General features: G+C 68.6%; 12 protein-coding genes. 1 reads left to right on the top strand and 11 read right to left on the bottom strand.

The window, feature by feature from the left end; all coding sequences use genetic code 11:
• Positions 1-638: 638 nt before the first annotated feature.
• The 11 genes from AC3FOF_RS43830 to AC3FOF_RS43780 form a co-directional block, all read right to left on the bottom strand.
• Complete coding sequence (locus AC3FOF_RS43830) at positions 639-968, bottom strand: c-type cytochrome (protein ID WP_017225399.1); 330 nt, start codon at positions 966-968, stop codon at positions 639-641.
• Positions 969-1,075: 107 nt separating this feature from the next.
• On the bottom strand, positions 1,076-2,818 hold the full coding sequence (locus tag AC3FOF_RS43825; protein ID WP_035808211.1) for a PQQ-dependent methanol/ethanol family dehydrogenase: 1,743 nt from the start codon (positions 2,816-2,818) through the stop codon (positions 1,076-1,078).
• 220 nt (positions 2,819-3,038) lie between these two features.
• Positions 3,039-3,971 (bottom strand): quinoprotein relay system zinc metallohydrolase 1, encoded by a 933-nt coding sequence (locus AC3FOF_RS43820; RefSeq protein WP_488730228.1) that lies wholly within the window; start codon positions 3,969-3,971, stop codon positions 3,039-3,041.
• The gene (locus AC3FOF_RS43815) at positions 3,968-4,738 is read right to left on the bottom strand and encodes a quinoprotein dehydrogenase-associated SoxYZ-like carrier (protein ID WP_276267717.1); all 771 of its coding nucleotides are present in this window, start codon (positions 4,736-4,738) and stop codon (positions 3,968-3,970) included. The genes AC3FOF_RS43820 and AC3FOF_RS43815 overlap by 4 nt, the downstream gene beginning before the upstream one ends.
• A complete protein-coding gene (locus AC3FOF_RS43810) occupies positions 4,735-5,559 on the bottom strand; it encodes an ABC transporter permease (protein WP_276267716.1) in 825 nt (274 codons plus the stop codon). Before AC3FOF_RS43810 ends, AC3FOF_RS43815 begins: the two co-directional genes overlap by 4 nt.
• 18 nt (positions 5,560-5,577) lie before the next feature.
• Positions 5,578-6,759, bottom strand: coding sequence for an ABC transporter substrate-binding protein (locus AC3FOF_RS43805; protein ID WP_488730227.1), 1,182 nt, complete (start codon positions 6,757-6,759; stop codon positions 5,578-5,580).
• Positions 6,752-7,762, bottom strand: a complete 1,011-nt coding sequence (locus tag AC3FOF_RS43800) for a PQQ-dependent catabolism-associated beta-propeller protein (RefSeq protein WP_017224493.1) — start codon at positions 7,760-7,762, stop codon at positions 6,752-6,754. Before AC3FOF_RS43800 ends, AC3FOF_RS43805 begins: the two co-directional genes overlap by 8 nt.
• Complete coding sequence (locus tag AC3FOF_RS43795; protein WP_276267714.1) at positions 7,759-8,535, bottom strand: ABC transporter ATP-binding protein; 777 nt, start codon at positions 8,533-8,535, stop codon at positions 7,759-7,761. The genes AC3FOF_RS43800 and AC3FOF_RS43795 overlap by 4 nt, the downstream gene beginning before the upstream one ends.
• On the bottom strand, positions 8,535-9,518 hold the full coding sequence (locus AC3FOF_RS43790; protein WP_488730229.1) for a tripartite tricarboxylate transporter substrate binding protein: 984 nt from the start codon (positions 9,516-9,518) through the stop codon (positions 8,535-8,537). Before AC3FOF_RS43790 ends, AC3FOF_RS43795 begins: the two co-directional genes overlap by 1 nt.
• A gap of 228 nt (positions 9,519-9,746) precedes the next feature.
• Positions 9,747-10,370 (bottom strand): response regulator transcription factor, encoded by a 624-nt coding sequence (locus AC3FOF_RS43785; RefSeq protein ID WP_017227138.1) that lies wholly within the window; start codon positions 10,368-10,370, stop codon positions 9,747-9,749.
• Positions 10,367-11,788 carry a sensor histidine kinase gene (locus tag AC3FOF_RS43780; protein WP_488730226.1) on the bottom strand — a complete coding sequence of 474 codons (1,422 nt, stop codon included), beginning with the start codon at positions 11,786-11,788 and terminating at the stop codon, positions 10,367-10,369. Before AC3FOF_RS43780 ends, AC3FOF_RS43785 begins: the two co-directional genes overlap by 4 nt.
• 167 nt (positions 11,789-11,955) lie before the next feature.
• On the opposite strand from AC3FOF_RS43780, the gene AC3FOF_RS43775 reads away from it, so the two are divergent.
• Positions 11,956-14,397, top strand: coding sequence for a TonB-dependent receptor (locus tag AC3FOF_RS43775; protein ID WP_488730225.1), 2,442 nt, complete (start codon positions 11,956-11,958; stop codon positions 14,395-14,397).
• Positions 14,398-14,403: the final 6 nt, after the last annotated feature.

The following is a 14,403-nucleotide window of genomic DNA, read 5'->3' as shown; positions in this document are numbered from 1 at the left end:
GTGGGCGCGGTGGCTCCAGCTTGAGACGAGCATCCCAAATCCGGGGCCACCGCGCCCACGACGAAACCAGCAAGGATCGGGAGACAGTGGCCATCCGTGCCGGTAACGGCAGATGCGTGAGCCACCACGGCCCATTGTCATCAGGGGCGCTACAATAAAACCAATGCCATCCGCAGTGGTGATCCGGTTCGCGCCGGTAGCGCCAGCAGTCAGGCAGGACTAACGCGCCCACCACGAATCCGCAAAGCCCGCAAGCCCGATAAGCCAGCCCCCCTGCAAGGGGTCGCTTTCTTTTGGTTACTTTTCTTTACGAGTAAAGAAAAGTGACACCTCCATGTGCCCAAGAGCCCGACGCCACTCCGCCTTTAGGCCCTGAAAACCTAAATCAGGTCCCTACAAAATTCCAATACAACAGAAACCGCATCATTTAATTTTGAAACATCAATTAATCAAAAACTATTGGAAATTCGGCACGACGAATTGAAAAAAGATGGAATAAACCGAATTGATATCAAGATTCCAAGAATCCGGCGCAGCAAAAAAAACAGACGTTCCACACCGTACCCTAGCAGCCGTTCAGGCCAGCACGAAACGTCCTCCAAGTCATCCGGATCCGGTCTTCTTATTTCACACCGGTCTCATCCAGCACTGAGGACCCACTCCGCCAGCTTCCTGGCATCGTCTTCCCCGATATTCCCATGCGCCGGCATTGGAATCCTTCCCCACACACCCTTTCCTCCCTCCCGTATCTTCCTGCCCAGTTGCTCGGGCGCCTGGCTATCCCCCTTGTACTTGGCCGCCACCTCGGCAAAGCCCGGCCCGACCACCTTGGTCTTCATGCTGTGGCAGGAAAAGCACCCGCTCTTGTCCGCCAGCGCCTGCATGTCGGGCGCCGCCTCGGCCCGGGCGGCGCACAGCGCCACCACCACCGCGGCCGTCAACGATAGAAATCCCTTCTCCTTGCGCATACACACATCCCAATCTTCTGTTGACCGACCACCCTCCGCGCGTGCCGGCATCGGGATGCGATGCCGGCACGCGCGGAGCAATCTCATTGCATGGTCCCCGGCAGGATTCAGCTCTTGTGCAGCTTGAACACCCACACCGATCCGCCCTGCTCCAGGAAGTTCACGCGCTTGGCGACCTCGCCGCCCCACAGCGGCACCGCGCCGCCCCAGCCCGACACCACCGCCACGTATTGCTCGCCGCCGTCTTCCCAGGTGATCGGGGGCGCCACCACGCCGCTGCCGGTCTGGAACTTCCACAGCTCCTTGCCGGTCTTCGCATCGGCGGCTTTCAGGTAGCCTTCCGGCGTGCCCCAGAACACCAGGCCGCCAGCCGTGGTCATCACCCCGCCCCACAGCGGCGCGTTGTTCTTGACCTCCCACTCGATCTTGCCGGTCTTGGGGTTGATGGCGCGCAGCGCGCCGATGTAGTCCTCGTTCAGCGGATGGATGGTGAAGCCCGCGCCAAGGTAGGCCGCCCCCTTCTTGTAGCTGATCGGCTCGTTCCAGATATCCATGCCCCACTCGTTGGCCGGTACGTAGAACAGGCCGGTTTGCGGGCTGTAGGCCATCGGCTGCTGGTTCTTGCCGCCGAGGAAGCCCGGCGCGGCAAAGGCCGACTGGCCCTTCTTCGGGTCGGTGCCGGCGGCGGGATCGCCAGGGCGGCTCTCCGTCACGTAATTGGGCCGCCCGGTCTTCAGGTCGATGCTGGTGGCCCAGGTGATCTTCTTGACGAAGGGGAAGGCATTGACCAGCTTGCCGTTCCTGGCGTCGTTGACATAGAAGAAGCCGTTGCGGTCGGCTTTGCCGCCCACGCGCTTGCCATCGAGATCGAAGGTCACGAACTCGTTGACGCCGTCGAAATCCCAACCGTCGTTGGGGGTGTTCTGGTAGTGCCACACGATCTTGCCGGTGGCCGGATCGAGCGCCACGGTCGAGGCCGAGTAGAGGTTGTCGCCCTTGCGGATGTGGCTGTTCCACGGCCCCGGATTACCGGTACCGAAGTAGACCAGGCCGGTCTGCGGATCGTAGGTGCCGCCGAGCCAGGTGGCCGCGCCGCCGGTCTTCCAGGTCTCGCCGGGCCAGCTGGCGTTCAGGGTCCCGGTCATGCCGTTCTCGGTCTTGTTGCCGTCCTTGTCGTACTTGTAGCCCATATGGCCTTCGACCACCGGCCGGGACCACACCATCTGGCCGGTCTTGGCGTCGCGCGCCTCGACCCGTCCCACCACGCCGAACTCGCCGCCGGACACGCCGGTCAGCACCATGCCTTTGACGATCAGCGGCGCCGCGGTGTACGAGTAGCCGGCGGTGTAGTCCTCGATCTTCTCTTTCCATACCACCTTGCCGGTGTTCTGGTCGAGCGCCACCAGTTGCGCATCGAGCGTGCCGAAGATCACCAGGTTGTCATACAGCGCAGCGCCACGGTTGACCACGTCGCAGCAGGGCATGATGCCTTCGGGCAGGCGCTGCTCGTATTTCCACAGCTTGGCGCCGGTCTTCAGGTCGAGCGCGTAGATGCGGGAATAGGAGGCGGTCACGAACATCTTGCCGTCGTGGATCAGCGGCTGCGATTCCTGCCCGCGCTGTTTTTCGCCGCCGAAGGAGAACGACCAGGCCGGCACCAGCTGGCTGACGTTCTTTGTGTTGATGCGGGTCAGCGCGGAAAAGCGCTGTCCTTGCGTGCCCATCCCCCACGACAGCACGTCGCCTGGCGACTTCGCGTCGTTCTCGATCATGGCATCGGTCACCGCGGCGTGCGCCGCCAGGCTCGCGGCAGTCGCCGCGAGCACCATCATCACTCGTAACGTCCTCATCGTTTGCTCCTCTCTCTTGTTGTCGATCTTCGCTGGTGTGCCACGCACACCAGACAGACTCCTGGCAATTCCCGTGCCAATGGAAAACACGGGCATCCGGCCCCGGCAGTGGCCTGCGGACACCCCGGCGGCGTACCAGCGCGGAGCATTCCGTCGAGGTTGTTGCGGAATTGAACAGCGTGCGTTCGCCGCTGCTTCAGCGCTGATGCACTTCAGCACTTCAGTGCTTCAGCGCGGCCTCCTCATAGGCCGGGTAGAGATGCGTCACATTGCGCAGGTACTCGGCAGGCATGGCGCCCCAGCGGGCATACTCTTCGGGCACGGGCATGGCGATCACTTCGGCCAGGTCGCGCCCTTGCGACGCCGCCTCGGTCATGCGCGCGTCAAGCCAATGCAGGTAGCCACGCGTCTGCGCGATGGCGTCCGCGCTGCCGAGCGCCGGCCCGTGGCTGGGAATCAGTAGCCGCGCGCCGCTGTCGCGCTGCAGCGCCTGCAAGCGGTCGAGGCTGGCCAGCCAATGCCTGATGTCCGCATGCGGCGTGGTCGGCACGCGCTCGCGGAAGGCCACGCCACCCGCGAACACGATGCCGGCGCCGCGGTCCAGCACCACCAGGTCGTCGGGGGTGTGGCCGTCCATCCGGATCAGCTCGAGGGTGTGCCGGCCGATCGTGCGCTTGCCCGGCGTCAGCTCGTGGCGCGGCGGTGCCGGCTCCGTGTCGCGCATCCAGTCGCCGCACATGCGGTAGAGGTTGTCGGCATAGGCCGGCCCCTCGCGCTGCGCGCCCGCGATGGTGCCGGCCAGGGCGCTGGCGCCCACGTCCGCGTAGGCCTGGTTGCCGAAGAAATAGTCGGGATGCAGGTTGAGATTGAGCACCAGGCGCACCGGCGCCGCGGTGACCGAGGCGATGGCGCGGCGCTGCTGCTCGCCGTACCGGCGCGACGGACCGGTATTGATCACCACCACGCCGTCGCCGGTATCGATAAAGGCGGTATTGATGATGTTGCAGCCGTTGTCCGGCGCGAAATCCGCGTTGGCGCCCTCCAGCAGCCACACATCGGCGGCGATCTGGCGGGGCGCGAGGCGATAGTCCTCCGCCTGCGCGCTCACCGCCTGCACCGCCAGCAACAGCAGTATCCCGAGCGCTCGTTTCATGGCGTCACCTGCGCCGCGATGCGGTTGCCGTTGTTGTCGCGGCCAGCCACCGTCATGCCGCGCTCGATGGCTTCGCGCAGGTCGAAGGAGAAGATCGGGTTCTCCGCCACCGGCTCGTGCAGCGTCAGGCGCAGCATCGGCTGCCGGGCGCCATCGGACAGGGTCAGCGACTCGATATGGAATGCCGGGATGCCCGCCACCAGGCCGGTATCCATCGGGTGCATCACGCGCAGCCGCACCCGGCCGCCGCTGCCGCCGAGGCCGGGAAACACGCGCGACTCGACCCGGTTCAGCGTGGTGCTCCACGAGCCGTCGCGGCGCGTGGCGCCAGGCACCGTGCAGCCGCCGCCGCTGGCATCCACCATGGTCCCGCCGACATGCCACACGCCATCCCGCGTACGGGCCGCGACGCGCACCGGCGAGGCCTGCTCCAGCTTGAAGCGGAACGACAGCGAAGGGCGCACCTTGAGCGGCTCGAACTCGAGCACCGTGCGGATCGGGTTGCGGTCCACCGCCACCACGATGCGATCCACCTCGCCCAGCGCCGAGGCGTCGAAGGCGATCGGCACCCGCATCGGATCTTCCGCGAAGGCGGGACCGGTCACCTTGACGCGGCTGTCGAACACGACCGGGGCCAGCTTCAGGGCTTCCCTGTGGACCAGCGTCCACTGCGGCGACTGGAAGGGGTCGCGGCTATCCGACGCCCGCGCGCCCGCAACGGCAAGCGCCAGGCAAGCGGCCAGCGGCAATACGGCGGCGCGCCTCATGCCGGGCCTCCGGCCTGCCGCGCGCGCCGCACCATCCCGCGCTGGGGATCGTAGCCGAGCAGCGCCAGGGCGAAGAACGCCGCCGCGCAGCCGGCTACCACGGCCAGGCTCTCGCGCGCTACCTGCCCGTACAAGGCGAAGCGGATCGCCTCCACGGCATGGGTGAAGGGGTTGAAGCGCGCGAGCTGGTAGACCACGGTGGCGCCGGATTCCTCCAGCTTCCAGAGCGGATACAGCGCGGAACTGATGAAGAACATCGGGAAGATCACGAAATTCATGGTGCCGGCGAAGTTTTCCAGCTGGCGCACGTGCACCGACAGCAGCAAGCCCAGCGCGCCCAGCATCAGCGCCGCCAGCACCATCGCCGCCAGCGCGCCGGGCAGGAAGGCCGGCGCGAACGTCACGTCGAAGCACATGGCGACAAGCAGGAAGGCCACCATCTGCAGCAACGACAGCAAGGTGCCGGCGGCCAGCTTGCAGGCCAGCAGCCACGCCCTTGGCAGCGGCGCGGTCAGCAGCAGGCGCATCACGCCCATCTCGCGGTCATACACCATGGCCAGCGAAGACTGCATGCCATTGAACAGCGCGATCATGCCGAGCAGGCCAGGCGTCACGTAGACCTTGTATTCGATATAGGTGTCGTAGGGCGGCACGATGGCGACGCCGAGCGCGTTCTGGAAGCCGGCAGCGAACACCAGCAGCCACAGCAGCGGCCGCACCAGGGACGAGAACAGCCGCCCCGGCTGCCGGAAGAACTTGTGCAGTTCGCGTCCGGCTACCGCGCGCAAGGCACGCCAGCCGTGGATCAGGATGGTAGTCATGGACTGGGCCTCGCTCCCTTATTTGCCGGGCCGGCACGCGGTGTCGGCCGCATCGGCGCCCAGCGTGTCGAGATTGTTCTTGGGATGCAGCACGCCTTCCACCGGCGCCACGCCGGCCACGCCGTCGGCATGCGCCAGCAGGAGCGGCTGCCGCAACTGGCGGTCCCAGCGCCGGAAGGACAGCGGCGGCCCCTTGAAGCCATCCACCACCACCGCCTCGGAGACCAGCGCCTCGGCCTGCCCGGCAAAGCCGGCCTTGGGCTGGCGCGCCACGCTTTCGGCAATGGCCTTTACCGCCACCCATGCGGCCCAGTCGTAGCCTGTCATGGGACGGCCCGCCGCCTTGACGAAGCGCCGGTTGAGCTGCGGCCCGCCGTTGCGCTCCCAGGCCCAGTGCCAGGCCTGGGCGGTCAGGCCGCTGGCGCCCACCACCGGGCGCGGCAACTGGGTCGCATAGGGCACGCCACGCGCGAACTCGCCGTCGGCGTCGGCCACCACCACCACGTCGTAGTCCACGCCGGTGGTCAGCAGGTTGAGATTGCCCTGCTCCCGCTCGCGCGGATCGTTCGACAGCCTGAATGCGCGCTGCGCCGACCACGCGATGCCGAAGCGGCGGGCGGCCTGCGTGAGCGCCGCGCGCTGCTCGGCGTCGGCCGGCAGCGGGCCGCTCAGCAACAAGGCGCGGCGCCATTTGCGCAGCGCCAGGTATTGCATCAGCGCGTCCGCCTGCATGCGGCGGCTGGGCAGCGTGTGCAGCAGGTGCGGCGCGCAGGCGGCGCCGCGCAATGCGTCGTCATCCGCTGACACGTTGAACAGCAGCGCTTCGCCGGGGCTGACCGCGGCGGTCGCCAGCCTGACCGCCGGCGCCGGCAGGTCGAGCAGGATAAAGCGCGTACCCTGCCGCGCAAGGCTGGCTACCAGGGGCCCCACCGCGGCTTCGCCGCTGGCCTCGAACGTATCCAGCCGCAGGGCCTGGCCGGCAGCCTCCAGCGCGAAGCGCGATTCCGCCACCGCCACGCGCGCGCCGTCCACGGGACGGCCCTGCGGCTGGCCGGGATAGCGTTGCTCCATCCGCCGGGGCTCGTAGCGCGCATCGCCGGCCAGCGACACCATGGCCACACGCACCTCGGCGGCCTGCGCGGTCGCCGCCAGCAGGCCGAACACGGCCAGCCAGAACCACCTGCCCGGCAGACTAGTCATCGATCGCCACCGAATGCGGCACCCTGCCCGCCTTGAGCGTGGCCACTGCCTTGTTGCTGGCGGTATCGACCACGCTGACGTCGTCCGACAGCCCGTTGGCGACGTAGAGCAAGGCGTTGTCGCGCGTCAGCGCCAGGCCCCAGGCGCGGCGGCCGACCAGCACATAGTCCAGCACCCGGCGTGAAGCCACATCGACCACGGCCACGTGGTTGGCGCGGCCCAGCCCGATGTAGGCACGCTTGCCGTCGCTGCTTGCCGCCAGCCCGACCGGCGTCACGTCCTCGGCACGAAACCCCTTGGGCGCGAAGGCGATGGTCTGCACCACCTCCAGCGTATCGGTGCGGATCACGCTGACGCTGGCGGCCAGCTCGTTGGTCACCCACAGCTCCTTGCCGTCCATGGCCAGCAGCAGGCGGCGTGGCCGGTTGCCGACCCGGATATTCCTCACCAGCTTGCGCGACGCCACGTCGATCACATGGACCAGGTTGGCCACTTCCGAGGTGACGTACACCCGCTTGCCGTCCGGGCTGGCCTTCACGCCTTCGGGCTCCTCCCCCACCTTGACGGCGAACACCCGCTTGCCGGACGCGATATCGTAGGCCGAGAGTAGTCCGTCTTCCTCGTTGGAGACATAGAGCGTGCTGCCGTCCGGGCTGAGGTCGAACAGTTCCGGGTCGTCCCCGACCGGCAGCGAGGCCAGGGTCTTGCGGCTTGCCACGTCGATCACGTCCACCCGGTTGTCGTCGCTGCAGGCCACGTACAGGCGCCGCCGGTCCGGCGAGAACTGCAGGTGGCGCGGCCGCTTGCATTGCCGCCAGACGGCAATCAGTTGCCTGCTGCTTGCACTGTAGGCAGCCACGGTATCGTCTTTCTCGCTGGATACGAAGACCTGGCCGGTGGCGGCGCGGCTGCCGGCGGCGCCAGCCACGCCGGCGGCAATCAGCAACAGCATGGCGGCCAGCGTGGCGCAGGCGATCCAGCCCGGGGTTGGCGGCTTGTTCATGCGGGAACGCGCTCGGTGGCGGGGGTCGGGGATGCGGTGAATGTGGTCAGGGCCAGGAAGGCCTGCTCCAGGCTGTCGCGCTCGGCGGCGCCGCGCAGCGCGGCCGGCGTGCCATCGAAGCGCACCGCGCCGCGATGCAGCACGATCACGCGATCCGCGTGCTCGACCTCCTGCACCAGGTGCGTGGCCCACAGCACGCCGGCCTGCGACTGCGCGGCCAGCCGGCGCGCATCGGCAACGATCTGCGCGCGCGAGGCCGGATCGAGCCCGACGGTGGGCTCGTCCATCAGCAATACGGCGGGTTCGTGCAACAGCGCGCGGGCCAGCTCCACTTTGCGCCGGTTACCGCCCGAGAGTTCGCGCACGGGCGCGCCGGCCCGCGCCGACAGGCCGAAATCGTCCAGCAGCCGGGCGATGCGCGGCGCGGCAATGCGGCGGGGCAGGCCATGCAGGCCGGCATGGAAATGCAGGTTGGACAGGACCGACAGGTCCAGGTCGATGGCGGGCTGCTGGAACACGATGCCGAGCCGGGCCAGCGCGCGCACCGGGTGGCGCTGCATATCCACGCCCATGACCGTGACCTGCCCCGCGTCGGCCACGAACAGGCCGCTGAGGATCTGGAACAACGTGGTCTTGCCCGCGCCGTTGGGGCCCAGCAGCGCCACGAACTCGCCGCGCCGCACGTCGAGCGAGACGCCATCCAGCGCATGCTGGCTGCCAAAGCGCTTGCGCACGGCCTGGCAGCGCAGCGCCAGAGGGGATTCGTCGGCCATCACAGGTGCTCCTTCGGCTGGGCCGTGCCTACCCGCTCGGCAAAGCGCCGCTCGGTTTCCCAGGCGCGCTGCAGGTAGGCTTCGTACTGGGCGGTGTTCAGGTAGGTCAGCTCCTGGTCGTACCTGGCCAGCTCGGCTACGTGGCGGGGTTGCTGCATGGCGGTGCGGAACGCGTCGTGCAGGCGGCTGACGATCAGCGGGTCGGTACCGCGCGGCACGCCGATGCCATAGGGCGAGTTATGGACCGCATGATCGAAGCCCAGTTCGCTCACGGTGGGCACGTCCGGCCAGCGTGCCGAGCGCTGCGCGCTGAAAACCGCCAGCAGGCGCATCCGCCCGCTCTCCACGAAGGGCGCGAAGCCGGTGGAATTCACGCCCGCCATCAGCGAGCCGTTGGCCACTGCCAGCATCTGGTCCGCCGTGCCGCGGTAGGGTACGTGCACGTAACGCACGCCGCTGCGGCCGAGCACATCCTCCATGGCGAGGTGGGCGGTGGTGCCGATGCCGGTGGAGCCCACCGTCAGCGCGCCGGGATGGGCACGGCCCCAGGCGATCAGGTCGTCCAGCGTGTGGAACGGGCTGTCGGCCGGCACCACGATGCCGAAGGTATAGCCGGAGATCATCAGCACCGGCTGGATGTCGCGCAGCGGCTGCCAGGTGGTCTTCTGCTGATGGGGAAAACGGTAGACCGTCAGCGGCAACTGGCCGATGGTGTAGCCATCCGGCCGCGCGGCGGCAAGCGCGCCGCCCACCAGCGTGCCGCCGGCGCCCGGTTTGTTCTCCACCACGATGGGCTGCCCCAGTTCGCGCCCGGCCAGCTCCGCCAGCACGCGCATCGAGATATCGGTGGCGCCGCCGGCCGGCCACGGCACGATCAGCGTGATCGGGCGCACCGGATAGCGTTGCGCGCCGTCCGCCGGCGCGGCCAGCGCATTGGCCAGGCCGAAGCAGAGCAGCAGCGCGAAGGCAAGGCGGCGGAGCATGGCGTGGCAGGTGGTGGAAGTGTTCATGCCGGTCAGAAGAGCAAGGCCGATACCATGTGCAGCGCAGCATGCGCCTTGCCGGGGCCGGGGCCTTGTCCGGCATTACCTTGCGGGCGGGCAGCCGCGGCCACCGTGCCGCGCGTTGTGCAATGCGCTGGGGGCGGCTGTCCCGCCATGGAACACGCTGCAGGCACCAGCGCCCGCGCTGTCCCGTTTTGCAACAGGCGGTCAGCCGAAACCGTGCTCCACCGCATAGCGATGCATCTCGACACGGTTCGCCAGCCCCATCTTCTTGCGGATCAGCGTCTGGTAGTTCGCCACGGTCTTGGTACTGAGATAGAGCTGGGCTGCCACTTCCTCGATGGCCGTGCCGCGCGCGAACAGCCGGAACAGGTCGAACTCGCGCGGCGACAGGGCCAGGTGAGGCGGCGGCCGGCTGCCGGCATCGACCAGGCCGGCGATGTCGTCGGACAGCGCCGGCAGTCCATTGGCCACCTTGCGCACGGCATCCACCAGCGCCTCCGGCGCGCTGCTCTTGGTCAGGTAGCCGGCGGCGCCGGCCCGCATGGCCTGGCTGACGATGGCGGCGCTATCGTGCATGCTGAACACCAGGATCCGCAAAGCGGGCACCCGCGCGCCCAGCCGTTGCAGCACCTCCATGCCACCGCGCCCGGGCATCGACAGGTCCAGTATCAGCACGTCGGCCGGATGCTGCGTCAGCCAGGCATAGGCGGCATCGCTATCGGCGAACTCGGCCACCACGCGGACCCCCTCCTCCAGTTCGAGCAGCCGCCGGTATCCGGTGCGCACTACCGCGTGATCATCGGCAATGACAACGTCGATCGTTTTCATTCGCTACGGCTCCCATGCGATGGAACGGGCTCGCCGCAGGCTTGCGGTGCGAGCGGAAAGCTTGCGGCGAGCCTGCAGCCAGGCGTGGCAGGCTGCGCGGCTTGTGCCGCCGGCACCAAAGCCGGCCCGATATGCAGCGTGCCGAGATGCGCCCAGGCGCGCTCCTGCATGCCCCGCAGGCCATGGCTGTGCTGCAGCGCGGCTGCGATATCGGCAATGCCCTGGCCATCGTCCTCCACGCTCCAGCGCACTTCGCCGCAGGGCGTGGCCGCGATGTGGATCGCCACGTGCCGCGCGCCGGCATGGCGCATGACGTTGGTCAGCGCCTCCTGCGTCATCCGGTACAGCGTGAGGACCAGGTCCGGACCCGGCACCACACCGCCAAGCGCCACCTCGCAATCCACCCGCACCTGCTGGCCCGGCTGGTCGCGCCAGGCCTGCACCAGGTCTTGCAGCAGGCGTTCCACCGAAGCCAGCCGGCCGTCGGGCTGCGCGCCGTGCGGCCGCAGCCGGTGCAGCAGATGGCGTACCTCGTGCTGGATCCTGGCGCAATGCCCGGCCAGGTCGTTGGCCACGAGTTGCAGCACGGGTTCATGGGCGCTCTTGCGCACCAGGTAGGCGGCATCGGCGCGCATCGCGGTCAGCACCTGGCCGAACTCGTCATGCAGTTCCCGTGCCAGTCGCGCGCGCTCGCTTTCCTGGGCGGTCAGCAGCTTGCGGCTCAGGGCGCGGCGCTCGGCCTGCGTCTCATCCAGCGCGCCGGCCAGATGATTGAGCGCGCGGCGGATCTGCTCCATCTCGCGCGTTCGCATGGGCGGCAGGCGCACGCTGTAGTCCTTGTTCTCGTAGCGCTGGATGGCATCCAGGATCTGCTGCAGGGGCGAGAAAGCCCGCCGCGCGGCCCAGTGGATGCCTAGCAGCAGGAGCGCGCTGTAGACCGCGAGCACGGCCAGGGTGCCGGCCATGTCGTTCTGCGCCTCCTGGATTTCGCTGGCCGGGTTCCAGCGCAAGGCGGCGTGGTAAGTGGCGCCATCGTGCCCACGGATCTCCCAGGTGCTTTCCAGCCTGGCCGCGTCGGCCCGCAGGAAAGCAAGCAGGCGGCCCAGGGCCGACCCATCGCGCGGCTGCGGTGCGCTTACCAGCACGCGGCCAGCGCCGTCTTCCAGGTGCAGCCACAGGTGGCGCATCTGCGCCGATGCATTGATGGCACGCAGGGCCGCGAGGTGGGCCTCGCGTTCGACCGGGGTCGCGTGGTGCAGGGCGGACAGGCGGGGGATCAGCTGCGCCATCGCATCGGCGCCGCGGCGTTCGTCGCCGACGGCCCGCACTGCGAGCCACAGCGCCACCGCCAGCGCGCAGCACAGGCACGCCGCGGCGATCCACAGGGCACGGCTGACCAGGTAGCGCGACATCGTCATGGCAGTGCTGTCTCCGAATGATGGCCGTGACCGGTTGGGATCGCTCGCGGATCGGGAGGTTTTCCCGACGCCAGAGGTACGGAACCTGCTCCCTGTCCCTCCAGCTGTTCCCGCCAAGCCGGCACCCAACGCAGGTGCCCCGGCCAATTATCCAGAGGAGATGCAAGATGCCAGCCAACCCGTTCCCGCTGCAGGACCGACCAGCACCGCGCAGCGCCTGCCCGCGCCGCGACGCGGCCTGCCGCACCGCGGCCACCGCGATAGCGCTAGCCGCGGCGCTGCTGGCCGCCGGGCCCGCTGTTGCACAACAGGACAACAGTGCGCAATCCGGGGACAGCGCCGTGCTGCCGGAGGTCCGGGTGGTGGCCGCCGCCCCGCTGCCCGGCATCGGCGTGGACCGCGATCTCGTGCCCTACACCGTGCAGACCGTGCGCGGCGACGAACTCAACGGCCCGCGCTCCGGCAACCTCGCCGAATACCTCGCGCGCAACCTCACCGGCGTCAACGTCAACGACATCCAGGGCAGCCCCTTCCAGACCGACCTCACCTACCGCGGCTTTCGCGCCTCCTCCATCCCCGGCGCTTCCCAGGGCCTGTCGGTCTACCTGGACGGCATCCGCGTCAACGAGCCCTTCGGCGACGTGGTGAGCTGGGACATGATTCCCGAAGCCGCCCTGGAAAGCGTCTCGCTGGTCTCCAGCGCCAACCCCGCCTACGGCCTCAACACCCTCGGCGGCGCCCTCGCCATGACCACCCGCTCCGGCCTCACCTCCCCCGGCTTCACCGCCGACCTGTCCTACGGCAGCGGCAACCGCAAGCGCGCCGACCTGTCCGGCGGCGTGCGCAGCGACAGCGGCTGGCACGCCTTCGCCGCCGCCACCCTGTTCCAGGAGCAGGGCTGGCGCGATCACGCCGAAGGCCGGCTCGGCAACCTCTTCCTCAAGGCCGGCCATGCCACCGACACCGACAGCTGGGACCTCTCCCTGCTGCACGGGCGCAGCACCCTGATCGGCAACGGCCTGGTGCCGAGCTACCGCGCCAGCGGCAACGCCCTGCTGCCCGGCCTCTACGAGAGCAACCCCGCCGCCGCGTACACCTACCCCGACAAGACCCGCAACCAGGTCACCCAGGTGGCCCTCAACGGCCGCCACTGGTTCGACGACAAGACCAGCGCCGCGCTGCTCGCCTACGTGCGCACCAGCCGGCGCGATACCACCAACGGCGATATCAACCCCGACTACGATGCCTATTCGGAAGACTGCGAGGATGGCTTCAAGGCCGACGGCAGCCCGCGCAAGGCCCGCTGCGGCTTCACCCGCGCCGAGGGCGCCGCGCTGGACCCGGCGGTGCTCAACACCACCCATATGTGGCAGCAATCCATCGGCATGGCGCTCAGCGCGGCCAAGGAAACCGATCACCACCTGCTCAACGCCGGCCTGACCTTCGACCGCAGCCGCCTGACCTATTCGCAGTACGAGCAGCTCGCCACCTTCACCGGCGACCGCGGCGTCCTCGCCGACCCCAACGCGCCAGTCGAACTGTTCTCCGGCGTCACCGGCACCTCGCGCGCCATCGGCGCCTACCTGTCCGACACCTGGGCCCTCACGCCCTCCACCTTCCTGACCGGTTCGGCCAGATGGAATCACGTCACCGTCAGCAATACGCTGCGCAACAGCGACGGCACCGAGCAGCCGCGGGAGAGCTTCACCTACCGCCGGCTCAATCCCGCGCTGGGCCTCACCCAGAAGCTCGGCGGCGGGGTCTCGGTGTTCGGCGGCTACGCCCAGAACAACCGGGTGCCAACGGTGCTGGAGCTGGGCTGCGCCGATCCGGCCCAGCCCTGCCGCCTGCCCGCCGGCCTGCAGGCCGACCCCTACCTGAAGCAGGTGGTCTCGCACTCCTATGAAGCCGGCGCGCGCTGGCGGCCGTCGAAGGACACCGAGGTCTCCGGCACGCTCTACCGCATCGACAACCACGACGACATCCTGTTCCTGCGCGCGCCCAACACCCAGCAAGGCTACTTCGCCAACTTCGAGCGCACCCGCAACCAGGGCTTCGACCTGTCCGCGCGGCAGCGCCTGGGCGACTTCACGCTGCGGCTGGGCTACAGCTACCTGCAGGCCACCTACCAGGCCAACGGCCAGCTCGCGGTGGGCGAGCGCACCATCGACGTCAAGCCAGGCATGCGCATGGCGGGCGTGCCGCGGCACACCATCAAGCTGGGCGTGGACTGGCGGGCGCTGGCCGGGCTGACGCTGGGGGCCGACCTGGTGGGCGTGTCCAGCAGCGTCACCAGCGGCAACGAAGACGGGCTGCGCGCCGACCCGCAGCCCGGCAAGGCGCCGAAGTACGCGGACTGGAGCACGCCGGGGTATATGACGGTGAACCTGCGGGCGTCCTACCGCGTGAACAAGCACTTCGAGATCTACGCGCGCGTGGCCAATGTGTTCGACCGGCGCTACGAGACCTACGGCCAGATCTCCAACGACCTGTTCCCCAACGGCAACCTGCTGCGCCCGCACGTGACGCCGGAAGACAATGCCAGCGCCCTGTTCGTCGCGCCCGGCGCGCCGCGCAGCGCCTGGGTCGGGGTGGTGTACCGGATGTAGGCAGGC

Source organism: Cupriavidus sp. 96C5-1 (assembly GCF_057798855.1).
This window is presented reverse-complemented; position numbering and strand designations above follow the sequence as displayed.

What these genes read in the sequence shown, in the direction of transcription:
- AC3FOF_RS43825 (WP_035808211.1), bottom strand. Translation starts at nt 2,818, where the DNA reads ATGAGGACGTTACGAGTGATGATGGTGCTCGCGGCGACTGCCGCGAGC.
- AC3FOF_RS43795 (WP_276267714.1), bottom strand. Translation starts at nt 8,535, where the DNA reads ATGGCCGACGAATCCCCTCTGGCGCTGCGCTGCCAGGCCGTGCGCAAG.
- AC3FOF_RS43805 (WP_488730227.1), bottom strand. Translation starts at nt 6,759, where the DNA reads ATGACTAGTCTGCCGGGCAGGTGGTTCTGGCTGGCCGTGTTCGGCCTG.
- AC3FOF_RS43780 (WP_488730226.1), bottom strand. Translation starts at nt 11,788, where the DNA reads ATGACGATGTCGCGCTACCTGGTCAGCCGTGCCCTGTGGATCGCCGCG.
- AC3FOF_RS43785 (WP_017227138.1), bottom strand. Translation starts at nt 10,370, where the DNA reads ATGAAAACGATCGACGTTGTCATTGCCGATGATCACGCGGTAGTGCGC.
- AC3FOF_RS43775 (WP_488730225.1), top strand. Translation starts at nt 11,956, where the DNA reads ATGCCAGCCAACCCGTTCCCGCTGCAGGACCGACCAGCACCGCGCAGC.
- AC3FOF_RS43815 (WP_276267717.1), bottom strand. Translation starts at nt 4,738, where the DNA reads ATGAGGCGCGCCGCCGTATTGCCGCTGGCCGCTTGCCTGGCGCTTGCC.
- AC3FOF_RS43810 (WP_276267716.1), bottom strand. Translation starts at nt 5,559, where the DNA reads ATGACTACCATCCTGATCCACGGCTGGCGTGCCTTGCGCGCGGTAGCC.
- AC3FOF_RS43790 (WP_488730229.1), bottom strand. Translation starts at nt 9,518, where the DNA reads ATGCTCCGCCGCCTTGCCTTCGCGCTGCTGCTCTGCTTCGGCCTGGCC.
- AC3FOF_RS43800 (WP_017224493.1), bottom strand. Translation starts at nt 7,762, where the DNA reads ATGAACAAGCCGCCAACCCCGGGCTGGATCGCCTGCGCCACGCTGGCC.
- AC3FOF_RS43830 (WP_017225399.1), bottom strand. Translation starts at nt 968, where the DNA reads ATGCGCAAGGAGAAGGGATTTCTATCGTTGACGGCCGCGGTGGTGGTG.
- AC3FOF_RS43820 (WP_488730228.1), bottom strand. Translation starts at nt 3,971, where the DNA reads ATGAAACGAGCGCTCGGGATACTGCTGTTGCTGGCGGTGCAGGCGGTG.